The organism is Streptomyces sp. NPDC044044, assembly GCF_056434405.1.
Window position 1 is genome coordinate 614,334 of record NZ_JBWKFG010000005.1, and the last position, 21,002, is coordinate 635,335.

16 protein-coding genes and 1 tRNA gene are annotated in these 21,002 nt (G+C 70.4%); 8 read left to right on the forward strand and 9 right to left on the reverse strand.

Annotated features, from left to right (window positions below; genetic code table 11):
- Positions 1-211 precede the first annotated feature (211 nt).
- Both AC07AG_RS22050 and AC07AG_RS22055 read left to right on the forward strand, forming a co-directional pair.
- Positions 212-1,615, forward strand: a complete 1,404-nt coding sequence (locus AC07AG_RS22050) for an NAD(P)/FAD-dependent oxidoreductase (RefSeq protein WP_361832607.1) — start codon at positions 212-214, stop codon at positions 1,613-1,615.
- A gap of 203 nt (positions 1,616-1,818) precedes the next feature.
- A complete protein-coding gene (locus AC07AG_RS22055; protein ID WP_478756901.1) occupies positions 1,819-3,123 on the forward strand; it encodes a class I SAM-dependent methyltransferase in 1,305 nt (434 codons plus the stop codon).
- 98 nt (positions 3,124-3,221) lie between these two features.
- On the opposite strand, the gene AC07AG_RS22060 is transcribed toward AC07AG_RS22055, so the two are convergent.
- On the reverse strand, positions 3,222-5,729 hold the full coding sequence (locus AC07AG_RS22060; protein WP_478756903.1) for an ABC transporter permease: 2,508 nt from the start codon (positions 5,727-5,729) through the stop codon (positions 3,222-3,224).
- A gap of 121 nt (positions 5,730-5,850) precedes the next feature.
- Positions 5,851-6,621: an ABC transporter ATP-binding protein gene (locus tag AC07AG_RS22065; RefSeq protein WP_383333640.1), complete on the reverse strand. Its 771-nt coding sequence runs from the start codon at positions 6,619-6,621 to the stop codon at positions 5,851-5,853.
- Between the two features lie 387 nt (positions 6,622-7,008).
- Between AC07AG_RS22065 and AC07AG_RS22070 the strand changes: the two genes are divergently transcribed.
- A tRNA-Leu gene (locus tag AC07AG_RS22070) sits at positions 7,009-7,091 on the forward strand.
- A 28-nt stretch (positions 7,092-7,119) separates the two neighbouring features.
- On the opposite strand, the gene AC07AG_RS22075 is transcribed toward AC07AG_RS22070, so the two are convergent.
- Positions 7,120-8,748 (reverse strand): IclR family transcriptional regulator domain-containing protein, encoded by a 1,629-nt coding sequence (locus AC07AG_RS22075; RefSeq protein ID WP_478756906.1) that lies wholly within the window; start codon positions 8,746-8,748, stop codon positions 7,120-7,122.
- A gap of 145 nt (positions 8,749-8,893) precedes the next feature.
- Between AC07AG_RS22075 and AC07AG_RS22080 the strand changes: the two genes are divergently transcribed.
- The 3 genes from AC07AG_RS22080 to AC07AG_RS22090 all read left to right on the forward strand — a co-directional run bounded on the left by AC07AG_RS22080 (position 8,894) and on the right by AC07AG_RS22090 (position 12,520).
- Positions 8,894-10,072: a 4-hydroxybenzoate 3-monooxygenase gene (locus AC07AG_RS22080; RefSeq protein ID WP_478756907.1), complete on the forward strand. Its 1,179-nt coding sequence runs from the start codon at positions 8,894-8,896 to the stop codon at positions 10,070-10,072.
- A gap of 69 nt (positions 10,073-10,141) precedes the next feature.
- Positions 10,142-11,539 carry an MFS transporter gene (locus tag AC07AG_RS22085; RefSeq protein WP_478756909.1) on the forward strand — a complete coding sequence of 466 codons (1,398 nt, stop codon included), beginning with the start codon at positions 10,142-10,144 and terminating at the stop codon, positions 11,537-11,539.
- A 66-nt stretch (positions 11,540-11,605) separates the two neighbouring features.
- A complete protein-coding gene (locus AC07AG_RS22090; RefSeq protein ID WP_478756911.1) occupies positions 11,606-12,520 on the forward strand; it encodes a Bax inhibitor-1/YccA family protein in 915 nt (304 codons plus the stop codon).
- Between the two features lie 108 nt (positions 12,521-12,628).
- On the opposite strand, the gene AC07AG_RS22095 is transcribed toward AC07AG_RS22090, so the two are convergent.
- On the reverse strand, positions 12,629-12,859 hold the full coding sequence (locus tag AC07AG_RS22095; protein ID WP_160505450.1) for a DUF4287 domain-containing protein: 231 nt from the start codon (positions 12,857-12,859) through the stop codon (positions 12,629-12,631).
- 102 nt (positions 12,860-12,961) lie between these two features.
- On the opposite strand from AC07AG_RS22095, the gene AC07AG_RS22100 reads away from it, so the two are divergent.
- A complete protein-coding gene (locus tag AC07AG_RS22100; RefSeq protein WP_478756913.1) occupies positions 12,962-13,273 on the forward strand; it encodes a hypothetical protein in 312 nt (103 codons plus the stop codon).
- 34 nt (positions 13,274-13,307) lie between these two features.
- Here the strand turns inward: AC07AG_RS22100 and AC07AG_RS22105 are convergent, their stop codons facing one another.
- The 3 genes from AC07AG_RS22105 to AC07AG_RS22115 all read right to left on the reverse strand — a co-directional run bounded on the left by AC07AG_RS22105 (position 13,308) and on the right by AC07AG_RS22115 (position 17,404).
- Positions 13,308-14,135: a hypothetical protein gene (locus tag AC07AG_RS22105; protein WP_478756914.1), complete on the reverse strand. Its 828-nt coding sequence runs from the start codon at positions 14,133-14,135 to the stop codon at positions 13,308-13,310.
- 234 nt (positions 14,136-14,369) lie between these two features.
- Positions 14,370-15,590, reverse strand: coding sequence for an acetyl-CoA C-acetyltransferase (locus AC07AG_RS22110; RefSeq protein ID WP_478756916.1), 1,221 nt, complete (start codon positions 15,588-15,590; stop codon positions 14,370-14,372).
- Positions 15,591-16,381: 791 nt separating this feature from the next.
- A complete protein-coding gene (locus AC07AG_RS22115) occupies positions 16,382-17,404 on the reverse strand; it encodes an SGNH/GDSL hydrolase family protein (RefSeq protein WP_478756917.1) in 1,023 nt (340 codons plus the stop codon).
- Between the two features lie 350 nt (positions 17,405-17,754).
- Here AC07AG_RS22115 and AC07AG_RS22120 point away from each other — a divergent pair, with 350 nt between their 5' ends.
- Positions 17,755-19,146, forward strand: a complete 1,392-nt coding sequence (locus AC07AG_RS22120) for a cystathionine beta-synthase (protein ID WP_249589491.1) — start codon at positions 17,755-17,757, stop codon at positions 19,144-19,146.
- Positions 19,147-19,522: 376 nt separating this feature from the next.
- Here AC07AG_RS22120 and AC07AG_RS22125 read toward each other — a convergent pair whose 3' ends face one another.
- Both AC07AG_RS22125 and AC07AG_RS22130 read right to left on the reverse strand, forming a co-directional pair.
- A complete protein-coding gene (locus AC07AG_RS22125) occupies positions 19,523-20,131 on the reverse strand; it encodes a short chain dehydrogenase (protein ID WP_478756918.1) in 609 nt (202 codons plus the stop codon).
- A gap of 138 nt (positions 20,132-20,269) precedes the next feature.
- Positions 20,270-20,929 carry a metallophosphoesterase family protein gene (locus AC07AG_RS22130; RefSeq protein ID WP_478756919.1) on the reverse strand — a complete coding sequence of 220 codons (660 nt, stop codon included), beginning with the start codon at positions 20,927-20,929 and terminating at the stop codon, positions 20,270-20,272.
- Positions 20,930-21,002: the final 73 nt, after the last annotated feature.

Below are 21,002 nucleotides of genomic sequence, written 5' to 3' on the forward strand. Positions count from 1 at the left end.
GTCCGGGGCGTGGGCCGGGCGAGTGGTCCACTGGGTCCGGAGGGCCAGAGCGGCAGCTCACAAGGGGTGCACAACGTCTCGGGGTATCCCGTGGTTCCCCTGGGGCTCTATGGCCTGCGTCACGTGGGCGGCGAAGTGTAGCAGAGGGCCTACCCATGCTTGTGAAGGGGCGCACGAGCGACCCCCGTCGGGCAGGTGGATACTCGATGGCATGAGCACCACGGAGCGTCCCAGGATCCTCGTAGTAGGCGGTGGGTACGTAGGCCTGTACGCAGCTCGGCGCATCCTCAAGAAGATGCGCTACGGAGAGGCGACCGTCACGGTCGTCGACCCCCGGTCGTACATGACCTACCAGCCCTTCCTCCCCGAAGCCGCAGCCGGCAGCATTTCGCCTCGGCACGTCGTCGTCCCGCTGCGACGCGTGCTGCCCAAGGCGGAAGTTCTGACCGGCCGGGTCACCACCATCGATCAGGACCGCAAGGTCGCGACGATCGCCCCCCTCGTGGGCGAGGCGTACGAGCTGCCTTTCGACTACCTGGTCATCGCGATGGGCGCGGTCTCCCGCACCTTCCCGATCCCCGGCCTCGCCGAGCAGGGCATCGGCATGAAGGGCATCGAGGAGGCCATCGGCCTGCGCAACCACGTCCTGGAGCAGCTGGACAAGGCTGACTCCACGACGGACGAAGACGTCCGCCGCAAGGCGCTGACCTTCGTCTTCGTCGGCGGTGGCTTCGCGGGTGCGGAGACCATCGGTGAGGTCGAGGACATGGCACGCGACGCGGCCAAGTACTACAACAACGTGAAGCGCGAGGACATGCGCTTCGTGCTCGTCGACGTCGCGGACAAGATCCTCCCCGAGGTCGGCCCGAAGCTCGGCCAGTACGGCAAGGAGCACCTCGAGGGCCGCGGTGTCGAGGTCTACCTCAAGACCGGCATGGACTCCTGCGTGGACGGCCACGTGGTGCTCAACAACGGCCTCGAGGTCGACTCCAGCACCATCGTGTGGACCGCCGGTGTGAAGCCGAACCCGGCGCTCGCCCGCTTCGGTCTGCCGCTCGGCCCGCGTGGCCACGTGGACACCCAGACGACCCTCCAGGTCCAGGGCACCGACTACATCTGGGCCGCGGGCGACAACGCCCAGGTGCCGGACATGGTCGGCCGCAAGGCGGGCAACGAGAACGCCTGGTGCCCGCCGAACGCCCAGCACGCGCTGCGTCAGGCCAAGGTTCTCGGCGACAACGTGATCTCCGGCATGCGGGGCTTCCCGCAGAAGGAGTACAGCCACGCCAACAAGGGTGCGGTCGCCGGTCTGGGCCTGCACAAGGGCGTCGCGATGATCGTCATGGGCAAGGTGAAGATCAAGCTCAAGGGCCGTCTGGCCTGGTACATGCACCGCGCGTACCACGGCATGGCGATGCCGACGTTCAACCGCAAGATCCGTGTCTTCGCCGACTGGACGCTCGCGGTCTTCCTCAAGCGTGAGGTCGTCTCGCTGGGCGCCATGGAGACGCCGCGCGAGGAGTTCTACGAGGCCGCCAAGCCCGCGCCGAAGCCCGCCGTGGCCAAGGCCGAGCCGGTCGCCGCCGGGTCCGAGGAGAAGGCCAAGGCCTCCTGACCTCCGGTCGCTGAACAGCCCCGAAGGGGCCGCCCGCCATCCGTGGTGCGGGCGGCCCCTTCGGGTTTTCCGGCCCTTTATGCGTGTTAGTTACATGTATTTTGCCGATCCGTGACGCGGCAACGGGACTGCGGGAGCGCCCGGTTGGTGTTTACGTGGTGTTGAACCTATCCGGGATATCCCGAATCACGGAGGTGTGCACCATGCCGGACGCCGCACTGCGGCTGAAGAGCCTTGCCGAACAATTGCTGGGGGCCCCGCTCCCCGTACGCATTCGTGCCTGGGATGGTTCCGAAGCAGGCCCGCCGGGCGCCCCCACCCTCGTCGTGCGCAACCGCCGCGCCCTGCGCCGCCTCATGTGGAAGCCCGGCGAGCTGGGGCTCGCCCGCGCCTGGGTGGCCGGGGACCTGGACGTCGAGGGCGATCTGTACGCCGCGCTCGACCGGCTCGCCGGTTTCATCTGGCAGCGCGACGAGGACGCACGGACCCTCAGGGAGTCCCTGCGCGACCCGGAGTTCCGCGCCGCCGCCCGCTCCCTGATCGGCCTCGCCGCGCCCTTCCTGCCGCCGCCCCCGCCGCAGGAGGAGATGCGCAGGAGGCGCACCCTCCACCTGCACACCAAGGGCAGCGACCGGCAGGCCATCAGCCACCACTACGACGTGGGCAACGACTTCTACGAGCTGGTGCTCGGCCCCTCGATGGTCTATTCGTGCGCCTACTGGGGGGCCGGTGAAGAGACAGCCTCCACCCTCGAAATCGCCCAGCGCGACAAGCTGGAGCTCATCTCCCGCAAGCTCGGCCTGAAGCCCGGCATGCGGCTGCTCGACGTCGGCTGTGGCTGGGGCTCCATGGCCATCCACGCGGCGCGTGAGCACGGCGTCACCGTCGTCGGCGTCACGCTCTCCCAGGAGCAGGCAGCGTACGGCAGGAAACGCATCGCGGAGGAGGGCCTGACCGACCGGATCGAGATCCGCGTCCAGGACTACCGCGACGTGCGCGACGGTCCGTACGACGCGATCTCCTCCATCGGTATGGCCGAACACGTCGGCGCCGAGCGGTACTTGGAGTACGCACACGACTTGCACGCCCTTCTCGAACCCGGCGGTCGGCTGCTCAACCACCAGATCGCGCGCCGGCCGCAGGCCGACGAGTCGGCGTACACGGTGGACGACTTCATCGACGCCTATGTCTTCCCCGGCGGCGAGCTCGCCCCCCTGGGATCCACCGTCGGGCTCCTGGAGCGCGCCGGGTTCGAGGTGCGCGACGTCGAGGCGATCCGCGAGCACTACGCCCTCACGCTGCGCCGCTGGGTCGCCAACCTGGAGGCCCACTGGAAGGAGGGCCAGCGGCTCACGTCACCGGGCCGCGCCCGTATCTGGCGCCTCTACATGGCGGCGTCCGCGCTCGCCTTCGAGCACAACCACATCGGCGTCAACCAGGTCCTCGCGGTGAAGACGTCCGAGGTGGGCGCCTCGGGGATGCCGCTGCGGGCCCGCGACTGGAACTAGGCGGGTACGAGGCGGCACGAGACAGTACGAGGCGGTACGTGCGTGGGGCCCCGGGCGGCGATCGCCCGGGGCCCCACTCGTTCACGTACCGGCCGGTGCTACTCGGCCTTGATCGCCATCAGCGGGTTCAGCTTGGCCGCGCTGCGGGCCGGCCACATCGCCGCGAGGACACCGACGAGGCCCGCGATGCAGAGGAAGATCGCGATACGGCCGAGCGGGATCTCCATGGAGTACGTCTTCACCGTGCCGGAGATGCTGTTGCCCGCGACCCAGCCCATGAAGAGGCCGAGGCCGATGCCGAGCACCGCGCCGAACAGGGAGATGATGACCGCCTCCAGGCGCACCATCTGCTTGACCTTCGCGCGGTCGAGGCCGATGGCCCGCAACATGCCGATCTCGTGCTTCCGCTCGAAGACCGACATGGCCAAGGTGTTGATGACGCCGAGCACCGCGATCAGGATGGCCATCGCCAGGAGGCCGTAGAGCATGTTCAGCATCATGTTGATCGCGCCACCGATCTCGTTGCTGATCGCGTCCTTGTCCTGGATCTTCAGGGCGGGGTTGTCGCCGAGCGCCTTGACGATGGAGTCCTCGGCCTTGTCGGAGGTGCCGCCCGCCATCTTCACCAGGACCTGCTGGTCGGTGATCTTGGACATGTGCGCGTCGACCACGGAGAGCGGCGTGAACAGACCGTCGATCATCTCGTTCTGCTCGTAGATGCCCGCGATCCTCAGCTTGACCGTCTTGTCGTCGTCGAACGTCACCGGGACGGTGTCGCCGGTCTTGAGACCCTTCTTGTCCGCGGTCTCCTTGTCCACCAGCGTGGAGTCGCCCTTCAGACCCGCGAGCGAGCCGCTGGTGAAGTCCAGGCTCGCCAACTTGCCGAAGTCCTTCTCGTCGACGCCGGTGACCTGGCCGTACGAGCCGTCGAGCTCGCCGTAGGCCGTGCGCAGCGGGCTGCTCGCCTCGACGTCGGGGAGCTTGTCCAGCTTCTCGCGGACCTCGGGGGTCAGCGGCTCGTAGTTCGCCATGGAGACGGTGTAGTCGGCCTTCAGGGAGTCCGCGGCCATCTTGTTGATGGCGCTGCTCATGGAGGTCGCGACCACCGTCATCGCCGTGATGAGGGTCAGGCCGATCATCAGGGCCGCCGCGGTGGACGCCGTGCGGCGCGGGTTGCGCACCGAGTTGAGCCGGGACAGCTTGCCCGGGACGCCGAACGGCTTCAGGAGCGGGGCCGAGGCGGCGATGAAGGGGCGCGACAGGAGCGGCGTGAGGACGATGACGCCGACGAGGATGGTCGCGGCGCCCCCGGCCATCACGTAGTTGTCGTCCATGAACATCATGACCGTGCCGATGGCGACGATGACCGAGCCGATGGTGTTGCGGACGACCAGGCCACGCGTGGTCGGCGTCGCGTGGACGCTGTTCATCGCGGCGACCGGCGGGATCCGCGCGGCGCGGCGGCCGGGCAGCCAGGCGGCCAGCATGGTCACGACCACGCCGATGATCAGGGCGACGACGATCGTGAGCGGGGCGATGACGAGCGGCCCGTCGGGCAGTGAGGCGCCCGCGGAGTTCATCAGGGACTCCAGGCCGACGGCCACGCCGATGCCGAGCGCGAAGCCGGTCACGGCGGCCACCAGGCCCACCAGGAACGCCTCGATGAGCACGGAGCGCGTCACCTGGCGGCGGGACGCGCCGACGGCGCGCATCAGGGCCAGTTCCTTGGTGCGCTGGGCGACCAGCATGGTGAAGGTGTTGGCGATGATGAAGATGCCGACGAAGAGCGCGATGCCGGCGAAGATCAGCAGGACCTGGCTCATCGAGCTGGTCTGCTGCTCGATCATGCGGTCCTGGTCGGACTTGAGCTCGGCGCCGGTGACGGCGTCCGTGTCCTTCGGCAGGATCTTGTCGACCGAGCTCTTCAGCGCCGTCTCGGAGGTGCCTGCTGCGGCCTTCACGTCGATCTCGTCGTACTCGGTCTTGCCGAGGACCGTGCGCGCGGTGTCGTTGTCGAACACCACCAGGCTGCCGCCCGCCAGGACGCTGCCGTCCTCGGTGTCGAAGACGCCGCTGATCTTCGCCTTCTTCACCGGTCCATCGGTGGAGTAGCGGACGGTGTCGCCGATCTTGTAGCCGGTGCGCTCGGCGGTCCGGGAGTCCAGGGCGATGTCACCGGCGGACTTCGGGGCGGCGCCCTTGGTGAAGTCGTAGCGCGGGTCCTTGCCGTCCTTGCCCGGGAAGTAGTTGGCGCCGGAGGTGCCCCACTCGCCGCCCACCAGCTTGCCGTCCTTGTCGGCGAGCGCGGTGAAGCCGGAGACACCGGCGATCGCGGAGTCGGCGCCGGGCAGGCTGCCCGCCTTCTTCAGGAGGGAGTCGGTCAGGCGCGGCTTCTGCTTGGTCTCGTCCTTGGCGCCGCCGAACTGCTGGATGGCGACGGAGACGTGGTCGAAGCTCTTCGCCGACTTGTTCTTGTAGGCATTGCCGAAGGTGTCGGTGAAGACCAGGGTGCCGGAGACGAAGGCGACGCCGAGCATGACGGCGAGCACGGTCATCAACAGCCTGGCCTTGTGCGCGAGCACGTTGCGCAGGGCGGTACGGAACATGGGAGTCAAGTCCTGGTGAAAGAGAGGGTGGGCCCCGAAGGGGGCGCCCCGAAGGGGCGCGGGGAACAGCGCGACCAGCCACGACGTACCCGCAGGCAGCGCCTACGGACGTCGCACGGCGTCAGCTGGTCCGGCCCTTCGCGTCAAAGTGCTTCATCCGGTCAAGCACCCCATCGGCCGTCGGCCCGTGCATCTCGTCGACGATCCGCCCGTCGGCCAGGAAGATCACGCGGTCCGCGTACGCCGCGGCCACCGGGTCGTGGGTGACCATCACGACGGTCTGGCCCAGCTCGCGCACGGAGTTGCGCAGGAAGCCGAGGACCTCGGCGCCCGAGCGCGAGTCCAGGTTTCCGGTCGGCTCGTCACCGAAGATGATGTCGGGCTGCGAGGCGAGCGCGCGGGCCACGGCGACGCGCTGCTGCTGGCCGCCGGAGAGCTCGGTGGGCCGGTGGCTGAGCCGCCCGGCCAGGCCGACCATGGAGATGACCTGCTCCAGCCACTGCTTGTCGGGCTTGCGGCCCGCGATGTCCATCGGCAGCGTGATGTTCTCCAGGGCCGTCAGCGTCGGAAGGAGGTTGAAGGCCTGGAAGATGAAGCCGATCTTGTCCCGGCGGAGCTTGGTGAGCTGCTTGTCCTTGAGGGTGGACAGCTCGGTCTCGCCGATCCGCACGGAGCCGCCGCTGAAGCTGTCGAGCCCCGCGACGCAGTGCATCAGGGTCGACTTGCCGGAGCCCGACGGGCCCATGATCGCGGTGAACTCGCCCTGCCGGAAGTCGACGGAGACATGGTCCAGGGCGACCACCTGGGTCTCGCCCTGGCCGTACACCTTGGAGAGGTCCGTGGCGCGCGCGGCCACTGCGGTGGTGCGGGCGGCGAAGGGGGTGGTGGTCACGGGGCGGTGCTCCTGTCGGGACGACGAGTGGGGACGTACTCCATCGTGCTTGCCGATCGGCGCCGTGTAGTCAGCCGCTGTTCCGGTTCCGAGGGCCCTCTCCAGTCGGACTCGAGGCGCTCGTGTCATACCTGGGGATGACCTCGGCCCCTGACGCGGGTAGCACCTGCCGGTGACCCGCCAACGTTCCGGAAGCGGCTAAATTCCGTCATTCCGTCCCGGAGGCCGCACAGCGGTGGAAGGGCCTGCGGCATGTACCTATGGGCTGTACCGGTGGCTGATGCACCCTCAGACGTCAATAAAATAAGACAACATCGGGCTGTTGTTCCGCTGTTCGGGGGACGCCTCCCGATAGGGTCGAATCACTTGATGCGGAGCCCATGGCCTGCCCGGATGGTGGAATGCAGACACGGCGAGCTTAAACCTCGCTGCCCCTAGCGGGCGTGCCGGTTCAAGTCCGGCTCCGGGCACCTCCACCAAGCCGTCGGCGGTCTGCCGCTACGGCATCAGTACGCCGTTGAAGCGGGCCGCCGTGTGCAGGTCCGCCTCGATCGCCGCCGCCGTCTCGCGCAGCGCGGGAAGCAGCGCCCCGATGGTCTCCTCCAGCGGGGCGGTGCCCGCGTGCTGGGCCACGTTCAGGGCGGCGACCACGCGCCCCTCGGCGTCCTTGAGCGGTACGGCGACCGAGCGCAGGCCCTCCTCCAGCTCCTCGTCCGCGGTGGCGTAGCCGTCGGCGGCGGCCCGGTCGAGGATGCGGTGCAGGCCGGCCGGGTCGGTGACGGTGCGCCGGGTCAGGGGCTTGGGCGGGGCCGCCTCCAGGAGGCGTGCGCGCTCCTGTTCCGGCAGTCCGGCGAGCAGGACGCGGCCCATGGCCGTGGGGTAGGCGGGGAAGCGCGTGCCGAGCGTGATGTGGACGCTCATGACGCGGACCGTCGCGGCCCGCGCCACGTACAGGATGTCCGTGCCGTCGAGCACCGTCACCGAGGCCGACTGGTGGACGCGGCCCGTCAGTTGGCGCAGGTGCGGCTCGGCGATGTCGGCGAAGCCGAGGCGGGAGAGGCGGGCGTAGCCGAGCTCCATGATGCGGGGGAGCGGGCGGTAGAGGCGGCCGTCGTGCGCCGCGTACCCCTCGGTCTCCAGGGTGTGCAGGCAGCGGCGTGCGGTGGCCCGTGGCAGGCCCGTGGCCGCGGCGATCGCGGTGAGCGGGAGGCCGTCGCCGCGGGCCCGGCCCAAGGCGCGCAGGACGGTGAGGCCGCGGGCGAGCGACTGGAGGAAGCCGGGGCCCAGTTCGGCCTTGGCGTCCGCCGTGCCAGTTTCCTGAACATTCGTCAATTCGCTCTCGCCGTGCGTGGCTTGGGCGGTCGGCAGGGACTCCAGGAGCGCCGCCTCCGCGCGCAGTCGCGGCAGCACCAGCTCCGCCAGGCCCCGCGCCGTGTGCCTGCTGGTGTGGCTCACCGCGGACAGGGCGTACCGCGCGCGGCCCGTCGCGTCGCGCACCGGGACCGCCGTCGCGATCAGGCCCGGCTCGATCAACTGGTCGTCCAGGGCCCAGCCCGTCACGCGCGAGCGCTCCACGCGGTCCGCGAGGTCCGGGGGCGTGGACGCGGGACCCGGCGGCAGCGCGGGGAAGGCGCGTCCCGCGGGGTCGGCGGCCACCCGTGCCCGCCATGCCGCCCACGCCGCCTCGTCCCACTCGGCGGCGAACAGCGCGCCCGGCGCGCACCGTTCGGCGGGGAGCAGATCGCCGATGCGGAAGGCCACCGACATGGCGCGGCGCCGCGCGGCCTGCGTCACGAAACGGACGCCGTCGCCGTCGGGCACCGCGAGGGACACCGACTCGTCGAGATCGTCCGCGAGCCGTGCGGTGCGCGCCGCGACCTCGCCGCTGAGCCCGCTCGCCGCGAGGTAGGCGTTGCCGAGCTCCATCAGGCGGGGCGTGAGATGGAGTTCCTGGCCCTGCTCGCGTACGTAGCCGATGCGGGCCAGGGTCGCCACGACCCGGTCCACCGTCGAGCGGGCCAGGCCGGTGGCGCGGACGAGGTCGCCCGCCCTGGCCTGGTCGGCGACCGCGAGGGCGCGAAGGACCGCGAGGCCGCGCTCCAGGGGGCGTACGGACTCTTCTGGCATGGCGCGGCTCCTCGCACGGGTGGAGAACGGGCGCCCCGAAAGTGGATGCCCCGCAACCGTTGACAGCCGCTGGGTCCGGTCGGAGACTCCCGTCAGCACATTATGAACGAAAGTTCACCAGACGAACAAGTGGAGGGGTCGGCCGATGCGCACCACCGTCGGAATCATCGGAGCCGGACCGGCGGGCCTGCTCCTCGCCCGCCTGCTGCACAACGCCGGCATCGATTCCGTCGTCCTGGAGACCAGGGACCGCGCCTACGTCGAGCAGCGCCAGCGCGCCGGGATCCTGGAACAGGGCACCGTCGACGTCCTGCGCGAGGCGGGCGCCGCCGCCCGCATGGACCGCGAGGGCATCGGACACGACGGCATCGAGCTTCGCTTCGACCGCCGCAGGCACCGCGTCGACTTCCCCGCCCTGACCGGCGGCCGGTCCGTGATGGTCTACGCCCAGACCGAGGTCTGCAAGGACCTCATAGCCCTCCAGCTCGCCGCGGGCGGCCCGCTGCTCTTCGAGGCCGAGGCGCTCGCCGTCGAGGGGGCCCAGACGCAGAACCCGCGCGTCCGCTTCCGCCACCAGGGCCGCGAGGACGTCCTCGAATGCGACTACGTGGTGGGCTGCGACGGCTTCTGGGGCGTGGCCCGCAAGGCCGTGCCCGCCGATGTCTCACGGGTCTTCGAGCGGACGTACCCCTTCGGCTGGCTCGGCATCCTCGCCGACGTGCCGCCCTCGCACGACGAGCTCGTCTACGCCCGCCACGACCGCGGCTTCGCGCTCCTGTCCATGCGCTCGCCCACCGTCACCCGCGCCTACCTCCAGGTCCCCGCGGGCACGGACGCCGCCGACTGGGGCGACGAGGAGATCTGGGACGAACTCGACCGCCGCCTGGAGACGCACGACCCCGCCTGGACCCTGAAGCGCGGACCCATCACCTCCAAGTCCGTCTCCCCCATGCGCAGCCACGTCCACGAACCCATGCGGCACGGACGCGTCTTCCTCGCCGGGGACGCCGCCCACATCGTCCCGCCCACCGGAGCCAAGGGCCTCAACCTCGCCGTCGGCGACGTCGTCACCTTCGCCCGCGCGCTCGTCGAGTACCGCGAGACCGGCTCCGACGCCCGCCTGGAGGCGTACTCGGCGACCTGCCTGCGCCGCGTCTGGCAGGCCGAACGCTTCTCGTACGCGATGACCACGATGCTGCACCGCGCCCCCGAAGCCACCCCCTTCGACGACCGCATCCAGCTCGCCCAGCTGGACCGCATCACCACCGCACGCTCGGCCGAGACCGACCTGGCCGAGAGCTACACGGGCTTCCCCCTCGACTGAGCCCGCCGCGCCCCCGTCCCCGTCCCCGTCCCCCGGAAAGTCCCCACTCCACAAAGAAGTGAGAGCTCCGTGACCGCTCCCCAAGGCGCCGCGCCCCAGCGGACCTTCAGATCCGTCGCCCCCGTCATAGCCCTGTGCTGGCTCGTCGTCTTCTTCGACGGCATGGACGTCAACATCTACGGCGCCGTGATGCCGCACCTCATCGACGACAAGGGCTTCGGCTTCACCGCGTCGACCGCGGGCACCATCGGCTCCTGGACCACCTTCGGCATGCTCATCGGCGCCCTCGGCTGCGGCACGCTCACCGACTGGGTCGGCCGCAAACCGATGGTGACGGGGAGCGTCGCGCTCTTCTCCCTCGGCTCCGCGGTCTGCGCGCTCGCGCCCAGCGCCGCCGTCTTCGGCGGCGGACGGTTCATCGCCGGGCTCGGGCTCGGCGGCCTGATGCCGATCAGCCTCGCGATCGTCGCCGAGTTCGCGCCGCCCCGCAGGGCCGCGCTCGCCACCGGCCTGATGATGACCTCGTACCACGCGGGCGGCATGGCGGCCACGGGCCTGGGACTCTGGCTCGGGCCCGACCACGGCTGGCGTGTCGTCTTCTGGGCCGGCGTGATCCCCGCCGTCGTCGCCATCCCCCTCGTACTGAAGTGGCTGCCCGAATCGCCCGGCGTGCTCCTCGCCAAGGGCCGCGCGAGCGAGGCCGAGGCCGTCGCCGCCCGGTTCGCGCTGCCGTCCCCGACGCTCGCCGAAGCCCCCGAGGCGGGCGCCAAGGGCCGCTTCGCCGCCGTCGCCTCGCTCTTCACGCCGGGCCAACGCCTGGCGACCCCGCTCCTGTGGCTCGCGTCCTTCGCCGGTCTTCTGCTCGTCTACGGGGTCTCCACCTGGCTCCCCGAGCTGATGCGCGCCTCCGGCTACTCGCTCTCCTCCTCCGTCACCTTCCTCATGGTGATCAACGCGGGCGGCATCGTCGGCATGCTGGTCGCCGGGCGGGCCGCCGACAAGTTCGGCGCCGTGCGGATCTCCGCGATCTGGTTCCTGCTCACCGCCTGCGGCGCCTTCCTGCTCAAGGCCGAGCTGCCGCTCGCTGTCGCGTACGTGATCGTCTTCGTCACCGGCATCTGGCTCTTCTCGGCGCAGGTGATGGTCTACGCCTCCGCCCCTTCCGTCTACACCCCGGCCCAACGTGCCACGGGCCTCGGCTGGATCACCGGCGTCGGGCGCACCGGCGCGGTCGTCGGGCCGTGGCTGGGAGGCGCCGTCGTCTCCGGCGGAAACGCGTCACTCGGATTCACCACGTTCGCCGTGGCCGCCGTGCTCGGAGCCGTCGCGATCTCGCTGGTGCCACTCGTCCGGCGCAGCCGCCGAACCCCGGCCGACGAGGGTGTATCCACCGTCTCACCGGGAACAGAGAGCACCGGGCCCGTCGTTCTTGGTCACAAGGAGGGAAAGATCCTCCCCAAGCACTAGGGTCTTCCTTTTGCCTACGCATTACTCTTGAGCCAAAGCCACGCCCGGTGGCCATGGAGGAGTGAAATGAGGAGCAGTAACCCGGTCTTCTCGCGACGGGGGTTCAGCCGCGACAACGGCTACGCGGGCTTCGGCACGCAGCCGCAGGCCGGGGGACCCGCGGGCGGGACACAGACCCAGCAGGGCAACCCGTACGCGACCGCGGGCCAGCAGGCCCCGGCCAATCCGTACGCGACGAACCCGTACGCCCAGCAGGACCTGCAGCACGGCGCCCCCCAGGCGCCCGTAACCACCGCAGGCCGCATGACGATGGACGACGTCGTCATGCGCACGGCCACCACACTCGGCACGCTCCTGGTCACGGCCGCGCTCGCCTGGGCGCTGCTGCCGGTGGACGACGCCAACATCAGCAAGTCGTACGGCATCGCGATCGGCGCAGGCCTCATCGCGATGGTGCTCGGCCTGGTGCAGGCGTTCAAGCGCAAGGCATCGCCCGCGCTGATCCTGACGTACGCCGCCCTGGAAGGTGTCTTCCTCGGCGTCGTCTCCAGCGTCGTCGACAACCGCATCGCGGACGGCGCGGCCATGCAGGCGGTGATCGGCACGATGGCGGTCTTCGTCGGTGTCCTCGTCGCCTACAAGGCGGGCTGGATCCGCGTCAACCGTCGCTTCTACGGCTTCGTGATGGCCGCGGCGATGGGCTTCCTGCTGCTGACCGCCGTGAACCTGCTGTTCGCGGTCTTCGGCGGCGGTGACGGCCTCGGCTTCCGCAGCGGTGGCCTCGGCATCGTGTTCGGCATCGTCGGCATCCTGCTCGGTGCGTGCTTCCTGGCCCTTGACTTCAAGCAGGTCGAGGACGGCATCGCGTACGGAGCGCCGAAGGAAGAGGCCTGGCTCGCGGCGTTCGGTCTGACGATGACGCTCGTCTGGATCTACCTCGAGTTCCTGCGCCTGATCGCCATCCTGCAGGGCAACGACTGACGCGCCTGACGCACCGGAGGGCCCCGCGGAACATGCGTTCCGCGGGGCCCTTCGCCGTGTGTAGGTGTGAGTGAGGGATGAGGGTGAGGGACGAGGGGGACAGGGGAGTCAGAGCAGCTTGCGCGCGGCCCGCCGCAAGTCGTACTCGTGAATGATTGCCTTGGCGTGCCCGTACGCCAGATTGTGTTCCGCGCGGAGCCAGCTGACCTTCTCTTCGAAGCGGAAGAGCGAAGGGCCTTCGTCTACGGCGCGAAGCCAGTCGGAGATCTCACGACCGGTGCAGTGGGGGATGCGGGCGATCAGATTGCGGTGGGTCTCCTCGGAGAAGACTTGGGACATCGGCGCCTCCGGACGCGTCGCGATGTGTTCCGTCCTTCACGCCACCGTGCCTGAGCGTTGGGACGTTGGCAACAGTCCCGCCCAGGCGCATAAGGTCGCCGGGTGCTTGATACGACGCCTTTGACGGCCGCAGTGGACCAATTCGCCGACCGATTGCGGGCCGCCCCGCAGAGCCGCCTGCAGCGGGGGGCGGCGACCGAGGCGCTCGCTCTGGCCAGGGAACTGGCGGCGTGGACGCAGCGGATAGAGGTACCTGACGCGGAGCCGCGGGAGATGCCGGACGCCGGTATGTTCGCGGCGGCCGACCAAATCACGGTCGCGGGGCGGGATTTGGCCCTTGTGCTCGAGGATTCCGGCCAGTTGGCCGAGGCGCTGACACTCGTGGAGAAGGCGCAGAAGCGCGCCGGGGTGTGACGTGTGACCCCGGCGTGCGCCGGGGCCGCTTCGGTCAGACGGAGGCGATGACGCGGTCCGCCAGGATGTAGACGTTCTCGGTGCCGCACTCGAAGGTCAGGGCGTAGGCGCCGGAGACTCCGGAGCCGCCGAGCAGGACCGGGGTGCGGCCGTCGCGCAGGGCGTCGGACAGGAGCTCCGCGGTCTCGCGGTGGCCCGGGGTCATGCAGAGCGTCGTGCCGTCGGCGAAGACGTAGACGTCCAGCGTGCCCAGCGGGCCGGGGCGGACGTCGGCGAGCGCCGTGCGGGCGTCGGCCAGTTCCTCAAGACAGGCGACAGTGCGCTCGTGGTCGCCGTTGACGGGAGACTGCACCGGGACGAAATCCGGGTGCGAGGGGTGGCGGCGGCGGGCCGCGGCCAGCTCCGGGGAGTCGCCGGCGAACTCGTCGGACGGATCGCCGTACGGCTCGATGACCGGCTCCAGGCTGTCCTGCTCCAGGCCCGAGAAGTCCGCCTGGCGGGGCAGGAACAGCTCGTCGGCCATGTCGGAGAGGCCCGGCAGGCCGCTCAGGAGCGAGGGCGCGTCCGAGGCGTCACGGGCTTCCTGGGCGGCCCAGAAGGCCCGCGCCTCGGCCAGCTCGCGCTCCCGTTCCTCGGCGAGTGCCTCGGCGACGGCCGTGCGTATCTCGTCGGTGTCCGGAGTGGTGCGGGCGGCGGGCACCGCGGCGTGGGCGGTCGCCGACTGGCTCTGGGCCAGCTCGGTCCGCAGGGCGGTAATTTCTGCGAGCTGCTTCCGAAGCCCGTGCACGGCGTGCAGGGCGGCGGCACTCACGGCCGTGGCAGCGGCCGTGGAGAGCAGCAAGGCAAGAGGCAAAGCGCTCACTGACGTACTCCCGGTTTCAAGTCGACCCCCGACTTCCTACATCAGCTTGAAGCCTGCACGATCCACCTGTCAGTGCATTACGTCACGAATTGGACAGGTCTTTCGGCCCGGTGTTTATCCACAGATGTGCTCTGACCTGGGCATATGCATCTCCCCCAGGAGATAGGTCACATCCTGGGGGAGATTGAGTCACGAATCAATGGAGAGGCGGGGGTTCCGCAGGGGGCCGGGGGGTCAGCTGAGGCGCTCGATGACCATCGCCATGCCCTGTCCGCCGCCGACGCACATGGTCTCCAGACCGAACTGCTTGTCGTGGAACTGGAGGGAGTTGATGAGCGTGCCGGTGATGCGGGCGCCCGTCATGCCGAAGGGGTGGCCGACGGCGATGGCGCCGCCGTTGACGTTCAGCTTGTCGATCGGGATGTTCAGGTCGCGGTAGGAGGGGATCACCTGGGCGGCGAAGGCCTCGTTGATCTCGAACAGGTCGATGTCGTCGACGGTGAGACCGGCGCGGGAGAGGGCCTGCTTCGACGCCTCGACCGGGCCAAGGCCCATGATCTCGGGGGAGAGGCCGGTGACGCCGGTGGAGACGATGCGGGCCAGCGGGGTCAGGCCGAGCTCGCGGGCCTTGGTGTCACTCATGATCACGAGGGCGGCGGCGCCGTCGTTGAGCGGGCAGCAGTTGCCCGCCGTGACGAGGCCGTCGGGGCGGAAGACGGGCTTGAGGCCCTGGACGCCTTCGAGGGTGACGCCGGCGCGGGGGCCGTCGTCCTTGCTGACGACCGTGCCGTCGGGGGTGGTGACGGGGGTGATCTCGCGCTCCCAGAAGCCGTTCTTGAGGGCTTCCTCGGCGAGGTTCTGCGACCGGACGCCGAACTCGTCCATGTCCTGACGGGTGACGCCCTTGGCGCGGGCCAGGTTCTCGGCGGTCTGCCCCATCGCGATGTACGCGTCCGGGATCAGGCCGTCCTCACGCGGGTCGTGCCAGTTCGAGCCCTCGCTCTTGGATACGGCCTCGGTGCGGGCCTCGGCGTCGGCGAAGAGGGGGTTGTGGGTGTCGGGAAGCCCGTCGCTGGACCCCTTCACGCTGCGGGACACCATCTCCACACCGGCGGAGATGAAGACGTCGCCCTCACCGGCCTTGATGGCGTGCAGGGCCATGCGGGAGGTCTGCAGGGAGGAGGAGCAGTACCGGGTGATGGTGCAGCCCGGCAGGTGGTCCATGCCCATCTGTACGGCGACGATGCGGCCGAGGTTGTGCCCCTGCTCGCCGCCCGGCAGACCACAGCCGAGCATCAGGTCGTCGATGAGCTTCGGGTCGAGCTCCGGGACCTTGGCGAGGGCGGCCTCGATGATCGTGGCGGTCAGGTCGTCGGGGCGCAGATCCTTCAGGGAGCCCTTGAAGGCGCGGCCGATCGGGGTGCGGGCGGCGGAGACGATCACGGCTTCGGGCATCACGGGCTCCTGTGACGAGGGGGCAGGACTCCTTGGGAAGTTACCTGCACGTATCGCGATCAGTCATCGGGCGGGGACTGTGATGCGGGACGCATTTTTCTAAGCGCTTGCTCAGTTCTGGCGTGGGCGCCTTGGGGGGGGCGGTTCGCGCCGCGGGGTGAGGTGTGTGGGCCCCGGGCTTCTGCCCCGGGGGCTCCTGTCCCGCCGCTGCGCTCCCCTCCCACCCACCCGTTCACCCGGCGCTGGGGCTCCTGTCCCGCCGCTGCGCGGCGGATCTCGCCCACCCGCCCACCCGTTCGCCCGGCGGCTTCCACGGTTTTTCCCTGTCCGCTGGCTGGGGGGGGGCTCCGAGCCCGCCGCTTCGCGGCGGATCTTCCCCACCCACCCACCCGTTCGCCCGGTGGCTTCCACGGTTTTGCCCTGTCCGCTGGGGGGGGGCTCCTAGCCCGCCGCTTCGCGGCGGATCCTCCCCACCCACCCACCCGTTTGCCCGGCGGCTTTCCCATCCGACCGAGCGCCCCGCACGCCCCCTGGGCGAACGCGCTCACGATCCCGCTCCGGGGCAATCGGGTGGGTGGGAGGGAGACATCCGCCGCGCCAGCGGCGGGCCAGTGTGTGGCGACCCGCAGACACCCACTGGCACGGCGAGCGCCCCGCACGCCCGCCGCCCCGGCAGGCCCGCCCCGGCAGCACTGCCGCGCCCTGCACGCCCGCCGCCCCGGCAGCATCGCCGCGCCCCGCAGGCCCGCCCCGGCAGCATCGCCGGACCATCGCCGCCCCCCCCCGCAGGGCTACTGCGGCAGAGGTGAAGGGTCCGGAGCGTGGTGGATGCGTCGGCGGCGGCGGCGCTTGAGGAGGGCCCAGGGGCCGCGGGGCCCGGTGGGCATGGCCGCGGCCACCTCCGTGCCGCCCTCCGACGCGGCCTGCGCGGCCGCACGGGCCACCGGCAGGAATCCTTCGCGCCGCGACACATCGGGGCGCTCCTCCTCCGGCCACAGCCCCAGCGCGGCGCACAGCGTCGGCAGCACCGCCATCGCCGCGGTCGCGTACCCCTCCGCGGAGGGGTGGTAGTTGTCGGGACCGAACAGCTCCCGCGGGTTCGCCAGGAACTCGGGGCCCAGCAGGTCCCCGAGCGACACCGTCCGCCCGCCCTGCTCGACCACGCCGATCGTCTGCGCGGCGGCCAGCTGCCGCGACACCCGCCGCGCCATCCACCGCAACGGCTGATAGACGTTCTCGACCGTCCCCAGGTCGGGACAGGTCCCGACCACCACCTCGGCCCCGGCCGTACGCAGCCTGCGTACCGCCGCCGACAGATGGCGCACGGAGCGCGTCGCGGGCATCCGGTGCGTCACGTCGTTCGCGCCGATCATCACGACGCAGACGTCAGGAACCCAGGACGAGGGATCGGAGAGGATCAGCGTGACCTGGCGGTCCAGGTCGTCCGACTGGGCGCCGGGAAGCGCCACGTTCCGCAGCTCCACCGGCCGCTCGGCCACCGCGGCGAGCCCCGCCGCGAGCAGCGCGGCGGGAGTCTGCCGGGCCCGGTGCACCCCCTGACCCGCGGCGGTCGAATCGCCGAGCATCGCGAACCGCAAGGGCTCCGCGCCCTCCGGCCCGTCCGCGAACCCCCAGCCGTAGCGTCCGTCCGCCCGCGGCGGAGCCGGATGCTCCCCGCTGTTCCCGACGGACCGCTTCGCCAGCTGCACCTCGGCGAGGACCACTCCCACGGTCGCCGCCCCGACCAGCCCGATACCTCCGCCGCCGTAAGCCGCGCCCGCGGCAATCCGCCGCGCCACCCTCGCCCTCGACATGCCCTGCAGCCACCTCCTCGTAGCCATACCGCCCTACATCAACTCATTGCCCCGTAAGGACGGTCGGCCAATCGCGGGTGGAGGTGAACGGCTGACTGGGAGTGACTTTTCCGGGTGCGTGCCCACTGGGTACATACGTCCGATATTCGGACGTGAGGCCGCCGGGGCGCGCCGGGACCGCCGGGATCGCCGGGGCGGCCGCACGGCCCGGTGGGGCGGGACCGAGATCTTTTTTCCTCCTATTTCTTCCGGGACGGGGACGAAAACCGGCCTCACCGGGGAAAACCTCGGCTCATCTGAGACGCTGACGGCACCCATTCGTCGCACTACATCGCAGCCCGGAGACAACGGTGCAATTCCACGACTCGATGATCAGTCTCGTCGGCAACACCCCGCTGGTGAGGCTCAACAACGTGACCACGGGCATTCAGGCAACCGTCCTGGCCAAGGTCGAGTACTTCAACCCCGGTGGTTCCGTGAAGGACCGCATCGCGCTGCGCATGATCGAGGCGGCCGAGCAGAGCGGGGAGCTCAAGCCCGGCGGCACGATTGTCGAGCCGACGTCCGGAAACACCGGGGTCGGGCTCGCCATCGTGGCCCAGCAGAAGGGCTACAAGTGCATTTTTGTCTGCCCGGACAAGGTTTCCCTGGACAAGATCAACGTGCTGCGGGCCTACGGCGCCGACGTCGTCGTCTGCCCCACCGCCGTCGATCCCGAGCACCCGGACTCGTACTACAACGTCTCCGACCGCCTCGTGCGCGAGACCCCCGGTGCCTGGAAGCCCGACCAGTACAGCAACCCGAACAACCCCCTCTCCCACTACCACTCCACCGGCCCTGAGCTGTGGGAGCAGACGGAGGGGAAGATCACCCACTTTGTGACCGGCATCGGGACCGGCGGCACCATCTCCGGGACCGGTGGGTACCTCAAGGAGATCTCGAAGGGCGCGGTCACCGTGGTCGGCGCCGACCCCGAGGGGTCCGTGTACTCCGGCGGCTCCGGGCGGCCCTACCTCGTCGAGGGCGTCGGTGAGGACTTCTGGCCGACGGCGTACGACAGGAACGTGACCGACGAGATCATCGCGGTGTCCGACAAGGACTCCTTCCAGATGACGCGGCGCCTGGCCAAGGAGGAGGGGCTGCTCGTCGGCGGCTCCTGCGGGATGGCCGTCGTCGCCGCGCTGCGGGTCGCCGAGCGGCTCGGTCCCGACGACGTCGTGGTCGTGCTCCTGCCCGACTCCGGCCGCGGCTACATGAGCAAGATCTTCAGCGATGAATGGATGAACGACTACGGGTTCCTCGAGCAGGCCGGCGACGCGCCTCGCGTCGGCGACGTACTGCGCCGCAAGGAGGGTGGCGAGCTGCCCTCACTCGTCCACATGCACCCGGAGGAGACGGTCGGCGAGGCCATCGACGTACTGCGTGAGTACGGCGTCTCGCAGATGCCCATCGTGAAGCCGGGCGCGGGCCACCCGGACGTGATGGCGGCCGAGGTCATCGGCTCCGTCGTCGAACGCGAGCTCCTGGACGCCCTGTTCACGCAGCGCGCCTCGCTCTCCGACCCGCTGGAGAAGCACATGTCGGACCCGCTGCCGCAGGTCGGCTCCGGTGAGCCGGTCGCCGACCTGATGTCGGTGCTCGGCGGGGCCGACGCGGCGATCGTCCTGGTCGAGGGCAAGCCGACCGGTGTGGTGAGCCGTCAGGACCTGCTGGCCTTCCTCGCGGAGCAGCAGGGGCAGTAGCCGCCGGGTCGCCGGTGCCGTGTCCGGTGCCGTGTGTCGTGAGCCGTGGGGCGAACTTCGCGGAAGTGGTACGAGCGCGTCACGTCCGCGCAGCACCCGCTTAACATGGCTCCGGCACATTGGTTGTTGTCGGCGTACAGGAACTCCGGAGCGGCTCCCGGACCTCTGAACGCCTGGACGTGAGGCCCGGTCCTGACCCGGCACGCGTCCCGCGCGGGGACCGCCGTCGTCCCGCCCCCTGGGAAACCGGGGGTGCGGCGGTCCCCGCGCACGAAATTCGTATACGTACGCCGGTACTTGGGCCGGGCATCCGGGCATCCGCGTACGTCCGGCGGCGTGATGCCCCGTCAGCCCCCGTCAGCTCCCGTCAGCCCCGTCAATTCAGCGCGGCCACCGCGGGTTCCACCACCAGGCCCTGCCCCGTCCCCTCGATCAGCTCGACGTACGCGCGGACCACCTCGGCCACCGGCGTCCCCTGCGCCCCGTCGCGCCCCATCTTCTCCAGGGTCTCCGCGACCCATCCCGGGCTGACGGAGTTCAGCCGGATCCCGCGTGGCATCTCGGCCGCCGCGGTCGGCACGAAGTGGCCGAGGCCTCCGTTGACCAGGGCGGCGAACGAGAGGCCGGGCTCGGAGAACGTCGAGATGCCGTTGGTGAGGGTGAGCGAGCCGCCGTCGGCGATGCGGTGCGCCGCGCGGCGGGTGAGGTGGATCTGGCCCAGCATCTTGCCTTCGAGGCCCCGGAAGTAGTCGTCGTCGGACGAGGCGTCGATCCGCGCGATCCGCCCGCTCCCGGCGACCGCGACCACCGCGTCGACGGCTCCGACCGCGTCGAACATCCCGTCGATCGACTCCGGCCGCGCCAGATCCACCATGACCGGACCGCTCCGCGAGGCCCGGACGACTTCGTGGCTGCCGCCTGCCTCAAGGGTGTCGGCGAGCGCGGATCCGATGGTGCCGCTTGCACCGATGACGACGATCTTCATGGGGTCCCGTCTTCTGAGCGGTATTGGACTGGCCTTCGTTCAGGTTCCGGGGAGCGCGCCACCGGCGTCCAATACCTGTCGCCATAACCACGGGGGATGACCGTCGGCGCGGGCTCCGGTGTGGGCTCGGTGCGGGCTTCAGTACCCCTGGATCTTCGCCGCCGCATGGCTCACCGCCACCGTGTGCGTGACCCAGCCGCCCGTGGTCGTCCGCAGGTGGAGCTGGAAGGCCGTCGGCTCGGGTGCGTAGCCCATGGCGTCGTCCGTGCTCAGCGCGAGGGCGCTCTGGAGGTACGTCGACGGGGCGGTCGACAGGGTCGTGGACGCGTAGCCGCCGGTGATCGGACGGTGGACGTGGCCCGCGAGGACCCGGACCACGTGGGGGTGGCGGGCCACCACCTCCGCCAGGGCCTCGCCGTCCGTCAGGCGCATGCCGTCCAGGAACGGGATGCCGACGGCCGTCGGCGGGTGATGCACGCAGACCAGGGCGGGGATCTCGGGGCGGGCCGTCAACTGTTCGTCCAGCCACGTGAGTTGAGCCTCGCCCAGGTGGCCGTGTCCGGCGCCGGGGACGTTCAAGTGCAGGGGCAGCGGGAAGCCCGCGATGAGTTCGCGCAGCTGCGCGTACTCGTCGGGGTGGCCGTGCTCCGTCAGGTCGCCGGTGAGCACCACGCAGGTGGGCCGGGGTTCCAGGGCGAGGACACGGGCGAGCGCGCGGCGCAGTCCGGCCGCCGGTTCGGCGGCCGGCGGGCCGGTGGTGAGGTGCAGGTCACTGAGGTGTGCGACGGAGGTGGTCATGAAGGCACGGTCCGCCGCGGGCGGGGGCCGCGCCACCGGTCCTGCTCACAGCAGAACCCCGGCCGTCAGGAAC